The organism is Selenomonas sp. oral taxon 920, assembly GCF_001717585.1.
Classification (GTDB): domain Bacteria; phylum Bacillota; class Negativicutes; order Selenomonadales; family Selenomonadaceae; genus Centipeda.
The window spans coordinates 1,739,240-1,758,941 of record NZ_CP017042.1 but is presented as its reverse complement, the minus strand read 5'-3'; the positions used below and the strand labels follow the sequence as shown (position 1 = coordinate 1,758,941).

18 protein-coding genes and 1 pseudogene are annotated in these 19,702 nt (G+C 58.1%); all 19 read left to right on the top strand.

Annotated elements, in window-relative coordinates; all coding sequences use genetic code 11:
• Positions 1-2: 2 nt before the first annotated feature.
• A complete protein-coding gene (fliG, locus tag BCS37_RS08420) occupies positions 3-1,022 on the top strand; it encodes a flagellar motor switch protein FliG (RefSeq protein ID WP_069181030.1) in 1,020 nt (339 codons plus the stop codon).
• Positions 1,015-1,806 carry a FliH/SctL family protein gene (locus BCS37_RS08415; protein ID WP_069181029.1) on the top strand — a complete coding sequence of 264 codons (792 nt, stop codon included), beginning with the start codon at positions 1,015-1,017 and terminating at the stop codon, positions 1,804-1,806. The genes fliG and BCS37_RS08415 overlap by 8 nt, the downstream gene beginning before the upstream one ends.
• Positions 1,803-3,200, top strand: coding sequence for a flagellar protein export ATPase FliI (gene fliI, locus BCS37_RS08410; protein ID WP_069181028.1), 1,398 nt, complete (start codon positions 1,803-1,805; stop codon positions 3,198-3,200). Before BCS37_RS08415 ends, fliI begins: the two co-directional genes overlap by 4 nt.
• Complete coding sequence (gene fliJ, locus BCS37_RS08405) at positions 3,197-3,664, top strand: flagellar export protein FliJ (protein ID WP_069181027.1); 468 nt, start codon at positions 3,197-3,199, stop codon at positions 3,662-3,664. Before fliI ends, fliJ begins: the two co-directional genes overlap by 4 nt.
• Positions 3,661-4,269: a lytic transglycosylase domain-containing protein gene (locus BCS37_RS08400; RefSeq protein ID WP_069181026.1), complete on the top strand. Its 609-nt coding sequence runs from the start codon at positions 3,661-3,663 to the stop codon at positions 4,267-4,269. Before fliJ ends, BCS37_RS08400 begins: the two co-directional genes overlap by 4 nt.
• A 47-nt stretch (positions 4,270-4,316) precedes the next feature.
• Positions 4,317-4,924, top strand: a pseudogene (locus BCS37_RS08395) (MotE family protein).
• A gap of 96 nt (positions 4,925-5,020) precedes the next feature.
• Entirely contained in the window at positions 5,021-6,154 is a 1,134-nt protein-coding gene (locus BCS37_RS08390; protein WP_069181025.1) for an N-acetylmuramoyl-L-alanine amidase, read from the top strand.
• A 24-nt stretch (positions 6,155-6,178) separates the two neighbouring features.
• Positions 6,179-7,543, top strand: coding sequence for an MATE family efflux transporter (locus tag BCS37_RS08385; RefSeq protein WP_069181024.1), 1,365 nt, complete (start codon positions 6,179-6,181; stop codon positions 7,541-7,543).
• Between the two features lie 154 nt (positions 7,544-7,697).
• Entirely contained in the window at positions 7,698-8,984 is a 1,287-nt protein-coding gene (locus BCS37_RS08380; protein ID WP_069181023.1) for an NAD(P)/FAD-dependent oxidoreductase, read from the top strand.
• 152 nt (positions 8,985-9,136) lie between these two features.
• Positions 9,137-9,337, top strand: a complete 201-nt coding sequence (gene rpmE / locus BCS37_RS08375) for a 50S ribosomal protein L31 (RefSeq protein ID WP_009657055.1) — start codon at positions 9,137-9,139, stop codon at positions 9,335-9,337.
• A 111-nt stretch (positions 9,338-9,448) separates the two neighbouring features.
• Positions 9,449-10,363: a DUF1385 domain-containing protein gene (locus BCS37_RS08370; protein WP_069181022.1), complete on the top strand. Its 915-nt coding sequence runs from the start codon at positions 9,449-9,451 to the stop codon at positions 10,361-10,363.
• On the top strand, positions 10,357-11,421 hold the full coding sequence (gene prfA / locus BCS37_RS08365) for a peptide chain release factor 1 (RefSeq protein WP_069181021.1): 1,065 nt from the start codon (positions 10,357-10,359) through the stop codon (positions 11,419-11,421). The genes BCS37_RS08370 and prfA overlap by 7 nt, the downstream gene beginning before the upstream one ends.
• Entirely contained in the window at positions 11,421-12,299 is an 879-nt protein-coding gene (gene prmC / locus BCS37_RS08360; RefSeq protein WP_069181020.1) for a peptide chain release factor N(5)-glutamine methyltransferase, read from the top strand. The genes prfA and prmC overlap by 1 nt, the downstream gene beginning before the upstream one ends.
• 56 nt (positions 12,300-12,355) lie before the next feature.
• Complete coding sequence (locus BCS37_RS08355) at positions 12,356-13,402, top strand: L-threonylcarbamoyladenylate synthase (protein WP_069181019.1); 1,047 nt, start codon at positions 12,356-12,358, stop codon at positions 13,400-13,402.
• A 541-nt stretch (positions 13,403-13,943) separates the two neighbouring features.
• Positions 13,944-14,594 carry a ComF family protein gene (locus BCS37_RS08350; protein ID WP_107528588.1) on the top strand — a complete coding sequence of 217 codons (651 nt, stop codon included), beginning with the start codon at positions 13,944-13,946 and terminating at the stop codon, positions 14,592-14,594.
• 160 nt (positions 14,595-14,754) lie between these two features.
• Positions 14,755-16,440, top strand: coding sequence for a biosynthetic-type acetolactate synthase large subunit (gene ilvB / locus BCS37_RS08345; RefSeq protein ID WP_069181577.1), 1,686 nt, complete (start codon positions 14,755-14,757; stop codon positions 16,438-16,440).
• A 1-nt stretch (position 16,441) separates the two neighbouring features.
• On the top strand, positions 16,442-16,942 hold the full coding sequence (gene ilvN, locus BCS37_RS08340) for an acetolactate synthase small subunit (RefSeq protein WP_069181017.1): 501 nt from the start codon (positions 16,442-16,444) through the stop codon (positions 16,940-16,942).
• 28 nt (positions 16,943-16,970) lie between these two features.
• Positions 16,971-17,891 (top strand): sugar ABC transporter substrate-binding protein, encoded by a 921-nt coding sequence (locus BCS37_RS08335; RefSeq protein WP_069181016.1) that lies wholly within the window; start codon positions 16,971-16,973, stop codon positions 17,889-17,891.
• Between the two features lie 13 nt (positions 17,892-17,904).
• On the top strand, positions 17,905-19,629 hold the full coding sequence (locus tag BCS37_RS08330) for a methyl-accepting chemotaxis protein (RefSeq protein WP_069181015.1): 1,725 nt from the start codon (positions 17,905-17,907) through the stop codon (positions 19,627-19,629).
• Positions 19,630-19,702 lie beyond the last annotated feature (73 nt).

Sequence of the window (19,702 nt, the reverse complement as noted above, 5' to 3'; positions counted from 1 at the left end):
CTATGCCGGATATGTATTCCAGCAGCGAGCTGACCAATCAGCAGAAAGCGGCCATCCTCTTCATCGCCATCGGTCCCGAGTACTCGGCAAAGCTGTTTCAGCATATGGATGACGATGAGATCGAGCATCTGACGCTCGAGATCGCGAATCAGAAGCAGGTCTCTGCGGCTCTAAAGGCGGAGGTTATTGCTGAGTTCTACTCCATGTGCATGGCCCAGGACTACATCTCCTCGGGCGGTCTGCAGTATGCGCAGAACGTACTGGAGAAGGCCCTCGGTCCCGACAAGGCACTCGAGATCATCAATCGTCTCACGACGAGCCTGCAGGTACGTCCTTTCGACTTCCTGCGCAAGACAGATCCCGCGCAGCTGCTCAACTTTATTCAGAACGAGCATCCGCAGACCATTGCGCTCATCATGGCATATCTCGAACCGGACCAGGCGGCCATCGTCCTCGGTTCGCTGCCTCCGGAGGCACAGGTCGAGGTCACGAAGCGCGTTGCCATGATGGATCGCACGTCGCCGGACTTCATTCGCGAGGTCGAGCGCGTGCTCGAGAGAAAACTGTCGTCGATGGTGACGCAGGACTTTACAACGGCGGGCGGCATCAAGGCGATTGTCGAGGTACTCAACCGCGTCGATCGTACGACGGAAAAGGCGATTGTGGAGACCCTCGAGGTCGACAATCCCGAGCTTGCCGAGGAAATCAAAAAGCTCATGTTCGTCTTCGAGGACATCGTCCAGATCGACGACCGTTCACTGCAGCTCGTTCTGCGGCAAGTCGAGACCAAGGACCTCTCGCTTGCGCTCAAAGCAACGCCGCAGGAGGTTGCGGAGAAGGTCTTCAAGAATATGTCGACGCGTGCAGCCGATATGCTGCGTGAGGAGATCGAGTTCATGGGACCGGTCAAGATCCGCGATGTGGAAGAAGCGCAGCAGAAGGTTGTCGGTGTCATCCGCGTGCTCGAGGACAAGGGCGAGATTGTGATTTCGCGTGGCAAGGGAGACGAGATGATTGTCTAGAGTTATCAAGGCAGCCGTCTGGGAAGAAAATCCCCATCTCATCGACGTGCCGCCTCCTCCGCTGCCGCCCCAGGCAGACGGCGAGGAGGAAGGCCTCAGTGAAGAGGCTGTCCAGAATCTGCTCGCGCGCATTGCAGAGCGTGAGCAGGCGATGGATGAGCGTGTCAGAGAGGCGGAGATCCACGTTGCAGTCCTTCGCGGGGAAGCCGAGGAGGAACGCGACCGGCTTCTCAGTGAGGCGCAGACACAGATTGAACAGGATCGCGAGGAGGCGCGCGCCAAAGGTCACGAGGAGGGCTTTGCCGCTGGCCGAGAGGCCGGAGAAGCCGCTGTGCGCGAGGAAATGGCGGAGCTCATCCGCCAGACGAACGAGCAGGCGGAGAAGACTCTGCGTGACGCGCATGACGCGATGCGCGACTACCTCATTCATGCGGAGCAGGATATTGTCTCGATCGCCATGACGGCGGTGGAGCGCGTTCTGCCGCAGCATTTCATTGACGTGCCGCAGATGGTTCTGCCCGTTGTGCGCGATGCTATCCTGCGTGTCAAAGATCAGAAGGAGATTGTCGTTCACATTCCGCCGGAGAGCTATGATTTTGTACTGATGGCACGTGATGAACTGCGCAGTATTCTGACGGCGGGGGATACGAACCTTACGATCACCTCCGATGAGGGGCTGAAGCCCGGTGACTGCCTCGTGGAGACACCAAACGGCAATGTGGATGCACGCCTTCAGACGCAGATCGAACAGCTCAAAAAGGCTGTGCGGGAAGTTATGCTATGAATATGAGTGAAACGGGGGGCAATCCCCCATTTTCCATAGATATCCATAAATTTCAGGATGCGCTGCGCACTGCTTCCCCGATGAAGCTGACGGGCAAGGTAACGCAGATCATCGGACTCGTCATTGAGTCGCAGGGACCAACGGTCACCGTTGGGGAGCTCTGCTATGTGAGTTCGCATTTTGCAGGGATGCCGCCGATTCCGGCGGAGGTCGTGGGCTTTCGTGAGGGAAGCGTGCTCCTCATGCCTGTCGGTGAGATGCAGGGCATCGGTCCCGGCTGTGAGGTGATAGCAACGGGGCGCCGTCTGCGCGTGAAGGTGGGGCCGGAGCTGCTCGGGCGTGTGCTCGACGGGCTCGGCAACCCGATTGACGGCAAGGGGCCAATCCTCGCCAAGGAGGAGTATCCCCTGCAGGCACCGCCGCCGCCGCCGCTTACACGTCCGCGCATTCACGACCACCTCTACGTCGGCGTGCGTGCCATCGACGGACTGATTACGCTCGGTGACGGGCAGAGAATCGGCATCATGGCGGGCTCGGGCGTCGGCAAATCTACACTCCTCTCCATGGTGGCACGCAACACCGAGGCGGACATCAGTGTCATTACGCTCGTCGGAGAGCGCGGCCGCGAGGTGCGCGACTTTATCGAGCGTGACCTCGGCGAGGAGGGGCTCAAGCGCTCCGTGGTTGTCGTCGCAACCTCCGATCAGCCTGCCCTCGTCCGCATCAAGGGGGCGATGACGGGCACGGCGATCGCCGAGTATTTCCGCGATCAGGGACACAAGGTTGTGCTCATGATGGACTCTGTGACACGCTTTGCGATGGCACAGCGCGAGGTCGGGCTCACAATCGGCGAGCCTCCTGCGACGCGCGGCTATACACCGTCCGTCTTTGCCATGCTGCCGCGCCTTCTCGAACGTGCGGGCACGAGCGAGAAGGGCTCGATCACGGGCATCTATACCGTCCTTGTCGACGGCGACGATATGAACGAGCCGATTGCGGATGCCGTGCGCTCTATCCTCGATGGACACATTGTGCTCTCACGCAGGATTGCGGCGCAGAACCATTTTCCCGCGATTGATGTGCTCGGCAGCGTCAGCCGCGTCATGTACGAGGTGGTTGACAAGAACCATCTCGAGGCGGCGCAGGAGATGCGCCAGCTCATGGCAGTCTATGCCGAGGCGGAGGATCTCATACACATCGGGGCATATGTCAAGGGCTCGAGTCCGAAGATTGATTCTGCAATCCAGAAGATCGACGGGATCAATGCCTTTCTTTGCCAGGATATCTATGAAGTAACCTCCTATGATGAGACGGAGCAGCGCCTGCTCTCAGCTGTGGGCAAGGCCGCCGCTCCTGCGGCACCTGCAGAGCCTGCGGCTGAGGAAGCAACATGAAAAAATTCAAATTTCAGCTTGAGACTCTGCTCAAAGTGACGCGCATGAAGAAGGAGGAGGCAGAGGTTGCCTTTGCCGAGGCCGTTCGACATCTGGAGGATGCACGTGCCTATCAGCGTCAGCTGCTCGAGGAGATGCACCGCGGACAGCTCGACTATGAGAATCTCTCGAAAGAGGGGACGCGGATCAAGATCGGTACGCTTATGAGTTTCAATCGCTTCTTTGGGTGGAAGCGTCAGCAGATCGAGGATCAGCAGCAGGTGATTCTTGCGGCGAATGCTGAGCGGCAGAAACGTCTCAAAGTCCTGATGGAACAGATGAGTGCACTCAAAAGTATCGAGAAACTGAAAGAAAAACGCCTTGCCGAGTACAAGGCGGAAGTCCTGCAGGAGGAGCAGAAAATGCTCGATGAAATCGGCCTGCAGCTGACCATGCGGAATAGGGAATTGGAGGAAGCAGTATGATGGATCTTTCGGCCGTCCGACAGATACAGGCACGTATTGCGGAGATTGAGGGAGAGTTCTCCCTGCAGAATCAGCAGCTGCCGGGCATGGATTTTGCCGCAAAGCTGCAGCAGGAGATCAACAAGAATGTCACGTCTGCGGCAGACAAGGCACATGCCGCCCAGGGAGTGCAGGCTGTGCAGGAGACCTCTGCCGCACATAAATCTGCCGGAACCGCACAGGGCAACATTGCAAATCCGGAGTTGACGCGTCTGATTCACGCTGCTGCACAGAAATATGCCGTTGATCCGAAGCTCGTCTCTGCGGTCGCAGAGGTGGAGTCCGGCGGCAACCAGGATGCCGTCTCGCCTGCGGGGGCGGTCGGCGTCATGCAGCTGATGCCGGATACGGCGGCAGGACTCGGTGTCAACCCCTACAATATGCAGGGGAATGTCGAGGGCGGTACGAAGTATCTGCGTGAGATGCTCGACACGTTCGGCGGAGATGTGAAGAAAGCGGTTGCCGCCTACAATGCGGGACCCAATGCAGTCAAGGCATACGGCGGGGTTCCGCCCTATGCGGAGACGCAGAACTATGTGACGAGTGTTCTGGACATCTACCGCTAAGCGGATGAGTCGCGTATATTAGGGGAAGAAAGAGGGCAGGGAATTCCATGCGGAAGAAATTGAAGATCCTAGTTGGACTGATCTTACTCCTCGTGCTGATCGCAGCAGGCTTTGCGCTCGGCGTTTATCTCCGGCTCTTTGATACACAGGCGCTCAATGAGGAGTATGGTCTGCACGAGCTCCCCATCATCGGTGAGTACTTCGTTCCGCCGACGGCGGCGGAGGGGCACATGACGTCCTCTACCGATGCCGCTGCGCCGGCAAGTGCGGCAGCATCTGCGACAGGAGCGCCGAAAAAGGCGCCTGAGACAGTGAAGATCACGAAAGAGGAGATCGAAAAACAGCAGAAGGAGCGCGAGGCAGCGGAGAAGAAACGCGTGACAAAGCTCGCACGTCTCTACAATGACATGAAGGCGGCGGATGCGGCGAAGGTCATGGAGAGCCTCGATGTCGATCTCTGCATTGCGATCCTTCAGCGCATGGATGAGGGGAATGCGGCGAAGGTGATGTCGGCGTTCGAACCGGAGCGCGCGGCGGAGATTACGCAGATCATCTATGAGGGCGTACCGCGCAAGACGATGAACGCACGCAATGCCGCCAAGAATGCCCCGTACCGGGCACAGAGCCTGCGGAGAACACCGCAGAGGCACAGTAACAGGGAATCGGCATATCGGATGGAGAGAGCCTGCGAAGTTGATGAAAACATCACTTCGCAGGTTTTTATCCGTTCATTGTTTGGGAGGGTAGATTTTTGCGCCGTATATGTTTACTGCTCATTGCACTCCTTATTGGCGTGCTTGGAACTGTTTCCCCTGCGGCTTCCGCGGAGGCCGCATTCAGCGACCGTGCGAAGGATCTGACGAGGATTACGGGGGTTCGCATCGGGCGCACGGATGGGAATGTACGCATCGTCGTGGATTCGGATCGCGCTGTCTCCTATAAGCAGAGCGTCCTTGCAAGTCCTACGCGCATTGTTCTGGATGTGCAGAACGCGTGGATTGCCCCCGAGGCAAAGAAGGATATCGCCGTGGATTCCCCTCTCGTCTCGCGTGTGCGTGTGGCGCAGTTCGATGCCTCCACGGTTCGCATCGTTGTGGAGAGCTCGGTGCAGAAGGGCGGTTGGAAGGTTTTTTCGATTGACGGGGAAAAGCCGCGCGTCGTGATGGACTTTGGTGCTGCACCCACGGCAAAGCCCGCTAGGCCTGTGCCAAAGAAGCAGCCCCCTGTGCAGCCTTCAGAGCCAGAGGGGGATGCGGACGAACCCCGTGATACGGATCGGATCCATCGTGATATCGACGCGATCACGGGGATGAAGGGACGGATCATTGCCGTCGACCCAGGGCATGGCGGCAGTGACTCGGGTGCGATTGGACCGACGGGCATCATGGAGAAGTCCGTAACCCTGCGCGTCAGCCGTGAGCTGAAGCGTCTCCTCGAAGCGGAGGGAGCACGGGTGATTCTCACGCGCACGGGCGACACGGAGGTCTCTTCGAAGGGTGCAAACGCTACCTCGGTTGAGGAGCTCGAGGCGCGCTGTGAGGTCGCGAACCGTGCGAATGCGGACATCTTCCTCTCGATTCATGCGGATGCATTTACGAACCGCGAGGTGAAGGGCACGACGGCGTATTACTATACGAAGGGGACACCGCAGTCCAAACGTCTTGCAGACAGTGTGCGGACAGCGCTGATTGACTCCATCGGGACCCTTGACCGCGGCACACAGACATGCAATTTCTATGTGGTGAAGCATACGGATATGCCTGCGATTCTCGTGGAGATTTCCTTCATCTCGAATCCGGATGAAGAAAAGATGATGAACAGTGAGTCCGGCATCCGGAAGATCGCACAGGGAATTGCGGACGGAATTGCGGATTACTTTGGCTGATCTTTATTATGGGGAGGTGGGAGATTGCAGGAGGTTCATGGCTATCCGGCGCGTGCGCGGCAGTTCTTTATCGTGCTTCTCCCGATCCTCGTCACACAGGTATCTCTCATGGCGCCGGGCTTTTTCAATACGGTCATGGCAGGGCATATCAGCAAGGAGGATCTTGCAGGGATTGCAGTTGGTGCAAGCATCTTCTTCCCCATATTTGGCGCTTTTATGGGGCTTATCTCGGGGCTGACCCCTGTGATTGCACAGCATTACGGTGCGCGGCAGATGCGCGCGATTCGGAGCGTCGTTCAGCAGAGCTTCTACTGGGTGACGCTTCTTGCTGTGCTCATTCTCGGGCTTGGTGTTCTAATCGTTCCGTCGTTTGTTTATGCACTCGCGCTTGAACCCGTGGTCGAGGACATTACGATGGAGTACCTCTCCTATATCTCATGCGGTCTCATTCCGGTCGCACCTGCTGTTGTCCTGCGCAACCTCATTGACGCGCACGGGCGGACGCATCTCACCATGTATATTACGATTGCGACCATTCCGATCAACATCGTGCTCAACTACATCTTTATGTACGGAGCGCTCGGCATGCCCGCGTTCGGCGGCGCGGGTGCGGGGCTCGGTGCGGCGCTGAGCTACGGTGTCTTTCTCGTGCTGAATGTCATTGTCGTGCTCTCGATCAAGCAGTTTGCGCGCTATCATGTGCTCAGGCGTCTGCCGAAACCCATTCTGCGTGACTGGTGGGAACTGCTGAAAATCTGCATTCCGATCGGACTGACCATCTTCTGCGAGCAGAGTATCTTCGGTGCGGTCGGACTCCTGATGGCGGCGTATGGGACAACTGTACTTGCGGCACATCAGGCGGCGATGAATTTTACGACGATTGTCTATATGCTGCCGCTCTCTGTCTCGATGGCGATCACAATTCTTGTCGGATTCGAGGTCGGCGGCGGGCGCGAGAACGGAGCGCGCGCCTACATCCGCCTCAGCCGCGTGCTGACCCTCGTCTTTGTCGGCGCCATTGCACTCGTCCTTGCGGCCATGCGCGACACTGTTGCGGCGCTCTATACGACGAATGCCGAGGTACAGGAACTCCTGCGCGTATTCCTTCTCTATGCACTCATCATGCAGTTCTGTGACTGTGTCAACGCGCCTCTGCAGGGAGCACTGCGCGGATATAAGGATGTTACCGTTACGTTCTGGCTTGCCGTGCTCTCATTCTGGGGGATTGGACTGCCGAGCGGCTATGTGCTCGCGGGTTGGACTGCCCTTGGTCCTTATGGATACTGGGTGGGGCTGAACGGCGGCATTATCGTGGGTGCCGTACTCCTCATGATTCGTCTGCGCATCATTGAGCAGCGCATGCGCCGTACTGCTTATAGTATTTCCTGAGAAGCTCATAGGAAATATCCTATTGAAATTCCTGCAAAACGTGCTATGATGTAACCATGCTGTTCAAAAAGGACAGAAAAATAAACTTCTCCTATACTGGATATTTCTCAACTATGTGATTTTTTTCACTATAACGATAAGGAGTGGGGTTATTATGGCAGATCAAAAGCATATTGTTATCGTTGGTGCCGGATTTGGAGGCGTGCGTCTCGCCAAGGAACTCGCCAAGGAAAATGTGCAGGTCACGCTTGTGGATCGGCACAACTATCACCTGTTCCAGCCACTGCTCTATCAGGTGAGTACAGCGGTGCTCTCCGCATCAGAGATTGCGTACCCCACACGCCAGTTTTTCAAGAACAATAACAATGTGAATTTTTTCATGTCCAAGGCATTGGGCGTTGATCAGGCGCGCCGCGTGCTCATCACGAAGCACGGTGAGATATCCTATGACTACCTCGTCCTTGCGGCAGGCGCGACGACAAATTTCTTCGGGAACGAGAGCGTTGCACGCAACTCCTATGCGATGAAGACGCTGCAGGAGGCGATTGCCCTGCGCGGACATCTCATCCATGAGTTCGAGCGCGCTGCACGCAAGAGTGGACCAGATCAGCGCGAGGCACGACAGCGCCATCTGAACTTCGTCATTGTCGGCGGCGGTGCGACGGGCATTGAGATGGCGGGCGCATTGATGGAGCTCATCGACATCTTCAAAAAGGAATTCCATACGATCGATTTCAAGGAGGTCAACGTTACACTCCTCGAGGCGATGGGCAGTGTGCTGCCAATGGTGCCGCCCGATCTGCAGCAGCATACGATTGACGTGCTGCGCAAGAAGGGTGTGGACGTGCGCCTCAATACGGCGGTCACAGAGTATGACGGCAATGATTTGAAGCTCAACAATGGAGAGGTCATTCCAACCAAGACAGTCATCTGGGCGGCAGGCGTGCGCGCACAGGACTTCATCAAAGACTGCGGCTCCGAGGTCGACCGTGCAGGGCGCGTCATCGTCGAGGAGAACCTGCTCGTGAAGGGTAGCGACCGCGTCTTTGCAATCGGTGACTGCGCGAACTTCCAGCACGGCGATCTGCAGCGTCCGCTCCCGACAGTGGCACCTGTGGCGACGCAGGAGGCACTTCAAGTCAAGGAGAACATCATGGCGCTGATCGCGGGCAAGACACCCGATCAGCTTGGCAAATTCGTCTACAAAGATCTCGGGGCGATGGCGACCATCGGCAAGGGCGAGGCGGTCATGAACGGTCCCATGCCCGTGCTTGGGTTCAACCTCAAGATGAGCGGCTTCTTTGCATGGTTCGCGTGGATGCTCGTCCATCTCATCCGCCTTGCGGGAAAATACGCAGACTTTACGGTTTCCGTCAAGTGGATCTGGAATTTCTTCTTTGGCACGCGTCTCGCGCGCATCATCCACAGCAAATTGGAGTGAGACTTGCACACATCCATATTTTATGCTATACTTGCGCGGTAATGAACGCAGGGCGTTTGTTTCCATGACTCGTTCTCAGCGCAGACACGCTGAGTTCAACCAAGCGTGCACAAGTGCGCTTGTATCCGGCAAAAGAAACGAGGTGTATTGAAATGAAAGAGGGTATTCATCCCGAGTTCTTCGAGGCGACGGTGACGTGCGGCTGCGGCAATACGTTCACGACCGGCTCGACGAAGCAGGATCTGCGTATCGATGTCTGCTCGAAGTGCCATCCGTTCTTCACGGGGCGTCAGCGTGACGTTCAGGCGGGCGGACGCATCGAGAAGTTCCAGAAGCGTTACGCGCGAAAATAGTGACCATGGTGAGGTGTGTTGCACCTTGCCTGTTCGCTGCACGACAACAGGGAGGGGCTATTGCACGAGAGATCGTGTGATAGTCTCTTTTTTATATAGCAAAGGAAAACTATGCCAAAGAAAATTACCGACCTCGCGGTCGGCGGACAGGCGGTCATCGAGGGTGTCATGATGCGCGATGCGAATAAGACTGCGACCGCCGTACGTCTCCCAAACGGGGAGATCGAAGTGGAGACACACCCTGTCACGTCGATTCGCGAGCGTTATCCCGTGCTGAATCTGCCGCTGATTCGCGGCTCCGTCATCATGGTCGAGTCCCTTGTCATCGGGATGCGTGCCCTCTCGTTCTCTGCACAGGCGGCGGGTGAGGAGGATGAGCAGATGACGAAGAAGGAGATCGCGATGACGATCCTCTTTGCACTCGTGCTTGCGAGTGTGCTCTTCATCGTCATCCCGACAGGGGCGGCGCATCTCGCGGCGGTGTATACGGATGACCCCGTCGTGTTCAATCTGATTGAGGGCGGCATCCGACTCTTTGTATTCCTCCTCTACATCTGGGGCATCTCGTTTATGGGCGGGATTCGCCGCGTGTTCCAGTACCACGGTGCGGAGCACAAGACCATCCACTGCTATGAGGCGGGGGAGGCTCTGACGGTGGAGAACGTACAGAAGTTTCCGCGCCTGCATCCGCGCTGCGGGACGAACTTCCTGCTGATCGTCATGGTCGTCGCCATCGTCTTTCACGTCTTTTTCGGTTGGCCCGATCTCTGGCTGCGGATTCTGAGCCGCCTCGCCGTCCTGCCTGTGGTTGCGGGGGTCTCCTACGAGATCATCCGCTTTGCGGGGCGCAGTGAGAACCGCATCGTGCGTATCATGATTACGCCGGGGCTGTGGCTGCAATATCTGACGACGCGCCCGCCCGCCGATGAGATGGTGGAGGTTGCCATTGAAAGTCTCAAGGCGGTGCTCCCGCCCGAGGATATCCCCGCAGGAAGCGGGAACTATCGAAAGGAAGTAACGTGTTAAGCAAACTGAATGCCGTTGCGGACAAGTACCGCGAACTGGAGGCACTCCTCAGCGATCCCGACGTGATGGCGGATATGGAAAAATGGCAGCGGTACACGCGCGAGCATGCGGCACTCACACCGATCATCGAGGCGTATACCGCCTATCAGCGGGCACTTGCGACCATCGACGAGGACAAGGAAATGCTCGCCGAGGCAGATGCCGAGATGAAGGAGATGCTCACCGAGGAGATTGCAGAGACGGAGGCAGCGCGCGATGCCCTCGCAGAGCAGCTGCCGATTCTCCTTCTGCCGCGCGATCCGAACGATGACAAGAACGTCATTGTCGAGATTCGCGGCGGTGTCGGAGGAGAGGAAGCGGCACTCTTCGCGGCGAGTCTTTTCCGTATGTATGCGCGCTATGCCGAGCGGCAGGGCTGGCGGACGGAGATCCTGAGCAGCAACCCGACGGAGATTGGCGGCTTTAAGGAGATATCCTTTCTCGTCAACGGTGCGGGGGCGTACAGTCGTCTGAAATACGAGAGCGGCACGCACCGCGTGCAGCGCATCCCCGTCACAGAGTCGGGCGGGCGCATCCATACCTCGGCGGTTACGGTCGCCGTCCTGCCCGAGGCGGAGGAGGTAGAGGTCACAGTCGACCCGAACGATCTGCGCATTGATACCTACTGCGCATCGGGTGCAGGCGGGCAGTACGTCAACCGTACGGAGACGGCGATCCGCATCACGCATATCCCGACGGGCATCGTCGTGCAGTGTCAGGATGAGAAGTCGCAACTCAAGAACCGTGAGAAGGCGATGAAGGTGCTTCGCGCGCGTCTCTATGACCGCGCGCAGCAGGAGCAGGCGGATGCCGTCGCCACCGATCGCCGCAGTCAGGTCGGCTCGGGCGACCGCAGTGAGCGCATCCGCACGTATAATTTTCCGCAGGGACGTGTGACCGATCACCGCATCGGCCTGACCCTATACAAAATCGACGCGGTGCTCGACGGTGAACTGGACGAGATTCTCGCAGGGCTCATCACGGCGGATCAGGCGGAACGTCTGAAACAGGTGAACTGATGACGGATGCGGTTTGGACGATTCAGCGGCTTCTTGCGTGGACGACGGATTTCTTTCGGGAACGCGGGATCGAGAACCCGCGCCTTGATGCGGAGGTTCTGCTCAGTGCGCTCCTCGGCAGGGATCGGATGTATCTCTATGTGCATTTCGATGAACCGCTGGAACAGGAGGAACTCGCACAGTTTCGCTCCTATGTAAAGGAGCGGGCGGCGCATATGCCGCTTGCGTATGTGCTTGGGCGGCGCGAGTTCATGGGACTGGACTTTCGTGTGACGCGCGATACGCTCATCCCGCGCTCCGACACGGAGATCCTTGTGCAGTGCGCCGTGGATTTTCTGTGTGCACGGATGGAAGCGGGGATGGATGAACTCTGTGTTGCCGATATCGGGACAGGCACGGGAGCGATTGCGCTCTCGACACTCCACTATACGGAGAGAACGCATGCCGATGCGGTAGATATCTCACCTGCCGCCGCCGCAGTTGCGTGTGACAATGCAGAGACGCTGGGACTGACGGAGCGCATCGACATCCATGTGGGGGATTTGCTCGCGCCGCTTGCAGGGCGTGCGTATGATATGATCTTATCAAATCCGCCGTATATCCCATCTGCCGATATCGCAGACCTCATGCCGGAGGTGCGCAGCTATGAGCCGCATCTTGCGCTCGACGGCGGTGCGGACGGGCTGGACATATACCGCCGTCTGACGGCGGATGCGCCCGCTCTTTTGAAAGAAGGCGGTGCAATCGCGGTTGAGGTCGGAATCAATGAGGCGGCGGCAGTTGCGGCGCTGATGGAGGAACACACGCGCATTGTGCGAACAGAGACGATGAAGGACCTCGGCGGGATCGACAGGGTTGTTGTCGGGTATACGGTGTAACCTAGGATTCATCCCTGCATTGCAGAACATAAATTTTTCATCAAAGGAGGGACAGCATGAACACGGAGATCCTTCGCCCGACATCGCCCGCAGATTTCGAGCGCGCCGCGCAGCTCATTCGAAGTGGTGAGCTCGTCGCGTTTCCAACGGAGACGGTCTACGGACTCGGCGCGAACGGCCTCGATGCCGCGTCATGCAGACATATCTATGAGGCGAAGGGGCGTCCCTCCGACAATCCTCTCATCCTCCATATTGCAGATCTCGCGATGGCACAGGAAGCTGTGTGTGCAGTTCCGCCCACTGCGGCACACCTCCTTACAGTATTTGCACCCGGCCCGCTTACCGTCATCCTGCCGAAAGCCGCGCACATCCCCGACATTGTGACGGGCGGTCTTTCGACCGTCGGCGTGCGCTGTCCCGACCATGATATTGCGCGCAGGTTCATCCGTACGGCAGGTGTGCCGATTGCCGCACCGTCCGCGAACACCTCGGGGCGCCCAAGCCCAACGACGGCGGCAACAGTCTATGCGGATATGGCAGGGCGTATTCCGCTCATTCTCGACGGCGGCAGCTGCCGCCTAGGCGTGGAGTCTACCATCGTCGACTGCACAGAGGAGGGCATCGTTACCATCCTTCGCCCCGGTGCAGTCACACGCGAGATGATTGCGGCGGAACTGCCGCACATCGAGGTGCGGATGGACGCTGTGCTCACGGCAGCGGACGAAGCACCGCGCGCGCCCGGCATGAAGTACACGCACTATGCGCCGCGCGTGCCGCTCACCGTCTATGTAGGGACAGATGTCGCTGCGGCACTGCGGGAAGAGATCCTGCGCCGCACGGCGGCAGGGGAGCGGACTGCCGTTATTGCGAGCAATGAGACCCTTACGGTGCTGTGCGGCATCGTTTCCGCAGCGCATACCTACAACTGCGGAGCGCGCGGCAATCACAGTGCCCTTGCATCCTGTCTCTACGATGCGCTCCGCCGCTTTGACAATATGGATGTCACCTCCCTTCTCGCCGAGGGAACGGGTGAGACCGGACTCGGACTTGCAATCATGAACCGCCTGCGCAAGGCAAGCGGCGGAGATGTGCGTTTTGTGTGAAATACAGCGCGGCGTGCTCGGCAGCAAATCAAAAAATCAAAAACCGGCAACCGCTCTCTTTCGAGCAGGCTGCCGGTTCACATAGCGATTGCCATAAAAGTTAAACACGTCCTTATTCAGTTGTTGGATGCCGCACGAATCACCGCGTGTGTCCGCACGACCTTGTATTGTACGTTCAGCTGAAACCGTTTTGGAGATCTCAATATCATCCAATTTGCGCGCTAGGTTTTCGAAAAACGAATCGTACAGAGAATTGTCACGCACCCGACCGTTCGGGGATGACGACGCCAGAGCCATTCCTTGCTGATGCAATGCCATATGAGATCAGCAGTCTGCGCTGTCTCCGCTCTTCTTCAAAGATGCATTCCCATCAGGGGGCATGGTCACTGCGCTGTGCGAAATGTGTCAATAGACATTCTCCTTTCCACTGCGATACATGTTACTCGGAGAGATATCTCTTTCTTGCATTTATCATATCATAAACAAAGCATTCGTGCAATACCTTTTTTACAATATGGTTGGAATGATAGGAGAAATAGCGGTGTTCAGAACATTTCTAAACTTCCTGTTCCCCCCGCGCTGTCCGAACTGCTCCGCCTATGTCGAGCACAGGGGGACATTCTGTGCGTATTGCACATCGCGTCTCATCGGTCTGCATGCGATTGCATTTCCGCGGGACGCGCGGGAATGTCTCGCGGGAATCTGGGCGTTTGCACGTTATCGTGAGGGCGTACGTGATCTCCTGCGCGCGCTGAAATACCAGAAGAAGAAATCCGCGCTGCCTGCCCTGCATGCAATCTTGGCGGTGGGCGAAGAGGCGCTTGCACGTCTGCCGCGCCCCCTGACCGCGGTTCCCGTTCCTCTTGCGGCGGAGCGTGCGCGGACGCGCGGCTTCAATCAGGCGGATGAAATCTTTGCGCCGTGGCTTCGTGCGCATGACATTGTGCTCGCCGCGCTCCTCGTCCGCACGCGTGAGACGGCACCGCTCTATGAGCATACACGCGAAGAGCGGCGCCGCGAGCTGCGGGGTGCCTTTGCCGTGGCGGCGGGCGCGGATGTCAGAGGCCGCGATATCCTGCTCGTCGACGACATTATGACAACGGGGACAACGCTCATGGAGTGCGCCCGCGTCTTGAAGCGTGCAGGGGCACGGCAGGTCTATGCGTTTGTTCTGGCGAGCGAGCATCTGTGACGACTGTCATAGAGCATGAGGCAATGTGCTTGTAAAAAATACAGGAAAGCCCTATAATGGAATTGTATTATTGGGGATTCCATCGAAAGTGCCGACATGAGACCCCATATGCGGGCTGCATGGTCGGTACTTTTGCTGTTTAGGAGGGGTTCTATTGCTGATGAATGGTGCACGCGCTCTCTTGGAGAGCCTGAAGACCGAGGGGGTTGAGGTCGTGTTCGGCTATCCGGGGGGAGCCGTCCTCACACTCTACGATGAAGTATACAAGATGAAGTTTCCGCACATCCTGACGCGCCATGAGCAGGGCGCGGCGCATGCGGCAGACGGCTATGCCAGAGCCTCGGGCAAGGTCGGCGTTGCATTTGCGACCTCGGGGCCCGGAGCAACCAATCTCGTGACGGGCATTGCGACAGCGCATATGGACTCTGTACCGATGGTCTGCATTACGGGACAGGTCGCGAATCCGTACATCGGAAAGGACTCGTTTCAGGAGGCGGATATCGTCGGCATCACCACGCCGATTACGAAACACAACTATCTCGTGAAAGATGTCAACGACATCCCGCGCGTCGTGAAGGAAGCATTCTATATCGCGCGGACGGGACGTCCCGGTGTCGTGGTCATCGACGTAGCAAAGGACGTATTTGATGCGCCGATCAAGTACCATTATCCAGAGACAGTCGAGCTGCACGGATACACAGGCGATGTCTCCTACGAGGTGCCTGCCGTGTGGGAGGCGGCGGAGGCGCTCTTTGCCGCACATCGCCCCCTGCTCTTTGTCGGCGGCGGCGTTGTACTCTCGGATACGGCGGCATATGTGCGCGAGCTGCTCGAACGCACGGGCATACCCTCCGTGGCGACACTCATGGGGATCGGCGGCATTCCCGCAGGAACCGATGGCTATACGGGCATGGCGGGCATGCACGGAGCATACGCCTCGAATATGGCGATACAGGAGTGTGATCTCCTGCTCGCCGTCGGCACGCGGTTCAGTGACCGTGTGACGGGCACTGCGGCCTCCTTTGCGCCGAAGGCACGCATCGTTCATTTTGACATCGACCCTGCGGAGCTCAACAAGAATGTGCGCGCGGACATCCCCGTCATCGGCGATCTGCGTCAGACTCTGCCTGCCTTCCTCGATGTGGTGAAGAACAGCAGCGCGGAGGATCTTACCGCGCGGTTCCGTCCGTGGCGCGGCGAGGTGCTTTCGATGGAGCGTGCGCATCCGCTTGGCTGGAAAACGTCGGAGGAGATCCGCCCCGAGGAGCTCATCAGTCGTGTGCGTGAGCTCGTCCCTGCGGATGCGATCTGCGTTACGGATGTGGGGCAGCATCAGATGTGGGCAGCGCAGTTCTTCGGCTGCGCAGAGCCGCGCCACTTCCTCACCTCGGGCGGGCTCGGCACGATGGGCTACGGTCTGCCCGCCGCGATCGGGGCGAAACTCGCGAACCCCGACAAGGAGGTTGTCCTCATCACGGGCGACGGCAGCATCATGATGAACTGCCAGGAACTTGCGACGATGGCGGACAACGACATCGATGTGAAGATTGTCATTGTGCACAACTCCATCCTCGGCATGGTCGGGCAGTGGCAGCGGCTCTTCTACAGTCACCACTACTCCGCCTCGGAGCTCAAGGGCAAGACCGATTTTGTAAAGCTCGCCGAGGCAATGGGGGTTGCGGGCTGCCGTATCGAAACGCGGGAAGAGTTCGCGGAGGTGCTGCCGCAGGTTCTCCGCGCGAAGGGTGCGCGTCTCATCGATGTCATTGTGCCGCAGGAGGCGGATGTCGTACCGATGGTGCCGGGCGGCAAGCGGCTCGATCAGATGGTGCTCGGAGGGAGATAAGATGGATAAGTATTTGCTCGCCGTGCTCGTCGATAACAAGCCCGGCGTCCTCACGCATATCGCGGGGCTCATCAGCCGCCGCGCGTTCAACATCGAGAGCATCTCCGCCGGGTACACGGAGGAGCCGGATGTCACACGCATCAACATCGTCGTCTCGGTCGCCTCGGAGAACGAGCTGCGGCAGGTCGTGACGCAGCTGTCGAAGCTGATCGATGTGGTGAAGATCGTCAACCTCACGCAGTTCGAGTCGATCACGCGTGAGCTCGTGCTCATCAAGGTGCACGCGACCAAGGAGAACCGTGCGGAGATCATCGACGTGGTGAACATCTTCCGCGCGCGCATCGTGGATGTCGGCGTGGAGAATGTCGTCATCGAACTGACGGGCGACGCGAAGAAGATTGATGCCCTCTCGGAGCTCCTGTCCGACTACGGCATTATCGAGATCGCACGGACAGGGGCGATTGCGCTTTCGCGCGGCCCTGTGCCCGTCAAGCAGATGTAGTTTTTCGGTAGAGAAGGAGCGTTTTGACATGAATCTCAGGAAATGGGGGCTTCTGCTCCTGCCTGCAGCGTGCCTTTCGCTGGCGAGCTGTGGGCTGCCGGGGGCGAGTTCGGATCGCGTCATCTACGCGAATTACGATGACAGTGACGGCTTCTGCACGCAGATCAAGGATGCGTTTGCAGCAAAGGCAAAGGCAGACGGCATTGAGGTCGAATTCCTCGACGCGAAGAGCGACGGAAATATGCAGATTGACCAGCTGAACGAGGCGATCAGCAGAGGCGCGGGGGCTATCATCCTGCTCGCCGCCGACGGTTCCAGCATCGTTAAGACCATCGAAAAGGCAAATGATGCAGGCATCCCCATCATTACGGTCAACCGCAGTGTTGCGGGCGGCAAGGTCCTGCGTGCCTACTCCGACGACGTGGAGGCGGGGCGCATGCAGGGCGAGTACATGGCATCGCATCTGCCTCCGAACGCGAAGATCGTGTATTTGCAGGGCGATGAGACGCAGAGCAGTGCCGTCGGCCGTTGGGAGGGGTTCAAGGCAGCGTGCCTGGACAAACGCCCCGATATCCAGTTGCTCTCGCTCGTAGACGCAGGATGGAGCAAGGCTGAGGCCTTGAAGACCATGATGCTCTGGATGAATATGTTTCCCGAGATCAACGGGGTCGTCGCAGGAAACGATGAGATGGCACTCGGTGCTGTTGCCGCACTAAAGGGGGCAAATCGCCTCGAAGGATGCCTTGTGTCCGCTGTCGATGCGACCCCGGCGGGGCTTGCCGCTGTCGAGGCAGGCGAGATGGCGCAGACTGTCAAGCAGGATGCAAAGGCGCAGGGTGAGGCTGCGCTCACACTCGCAGAGGGCTTCCTCAAGGGGAATCCGCCCTCCGGCGATCTTGCGATTCCGTTTACATCCATAACAGCGGACAATCTCGCGCAGGCGAAGTGAGGAGGGGAGTGCCATGAATCTGCCGTTCATCTCTGCGGGGGCAATGAAGGACTATGCCGTGCGGACAAAGGTGTTCATTCTGTCCGTATTCCTCTTGGCAGCAATTCTTGTTGTCGCCGTCGTCGGCATCTACTCGAACTATCAGGCGCAGCAGTCGCTTGACGATATGTATCATCATAACCTCATGTCGACGCAATATCTGAACGATGCAAATACACGTCTGCGGAAAATCAGCGTCAACGTGCCGTACATCCTGCAGGAGAATATCACAGCGGACAACCGCAAGATTCTCGTGGATGATGTGCTCGGCAATCTGAACGCTCTCCGTCACGATATGGAGGAACTGAAGAAGATCGACACGAGCGAGCGGGCACAGGCAACGATCGGCGAATTGGAAAAGAATCTGAGTGTTGCGGCGGACAAGGTCGGCGCGGTCAACAATATGGGGACGACACCAGAGGATCGCGCAGCGATCTTTGACAATCTCGCTGCGCTTACCGTTATCTCAAGCAATATGGCGGTGCTTACGCCCGACAACGTGTTCCAGGGAAAGCAGCTCTTTGAGGCGAACAATGTGCGCTATGAGCGTACGGTTTACAGCTTTGTCATCATTATCGTCATTGCAGTAGGCTTTGGCATGCTCGTGTCGCGCCGCATTGCAGACAATATCTCCGATCCGCTCGCTGCCTCCATCGGACATCTGAGCGCCGTCGCGGCGGGAGACCTCTCGCGCGAGATCCCTGCAGAGCTCTCGGAACGTCAGGATGAGATCGGTACAGTTGTCAAGGCGCTGGGCAAGATGCAGGGCTTTATGAAGCAGGTGCACGAGGAGGCGGAGCAGACCGATGCGATGGTTGCAGAACTCGAGCAGATGCTGCATGGGCTCAACAATGACACGCAGGACATGTCTGCCGTGACCGAGGAGATGTCCGCAGGCATGGAGGAAACGGCAGCGTCCACATCGAGCGTGCAGCATCTCAGCGGTGAGCTGAATGACGGGATCAAGGGGGCGTCAGACGCAGCGCATGAGAGCGAGGAATATACGCGCGAGGTCGCACAGCGTGCCGCCGATCTCCAGACGACGATGGAGCAGTCACGTCTCAATACGCGGCAAATCTACGGCTCGACGAAGTCAGCGGTCGCAGAAGCCATCGAATCCGCGAAGGTGGTCGATCAGATCGGACAGCTCACGCTTGAGATCTCTGAGATTGCCGAGCAGACGAACCTCCTCGCTCTGAACGCAAGCATTGAGGCTGCACGTGCGGGCGAACAGGGACGCGGCTTTGCTGTGGTCGCGGGTGAGGTCGGAAAACTTGCTGAGCAGTCGCACGGAACGGCAGAGAAGATCAAGGGCCTCACGGGGCAGGTTACCAGTTCCGTGCAGGCACTTTCCGATGGTACGCATAGGCTGCTCACCTTCATTGATGAAAACATTCGCGGCGACTATGACCTGATGGATCGAACGGCGGTGCAGTACAAAGAGGATGCAGAGTTCTTCCGCAAAACCGCAGAGGCAACAACGACGCGGTCACAGGAATTGCTTGGCTCCGTCAGTGAGATGAATGCGGCGATGGAGGGCATCCGCAACGCGACCCACGAGGGAGCGGAGGGCAACACGCGCATCGCGGAGAAGGTCGTCGGCATGGCTGCACAGTATGAGGATATCCTTGCGAAGATCCAAACCTTCAAGGAAGGGACGGCACGTCTCAAAAATCTGGTGGCGGCGTTCAAAGAGTGAGATTGCCGGACGTACCCCATGCGAACACTTCCGTTGCTTCCCTAGAGTTCACTTAGGGGCATCGCCCATGCGC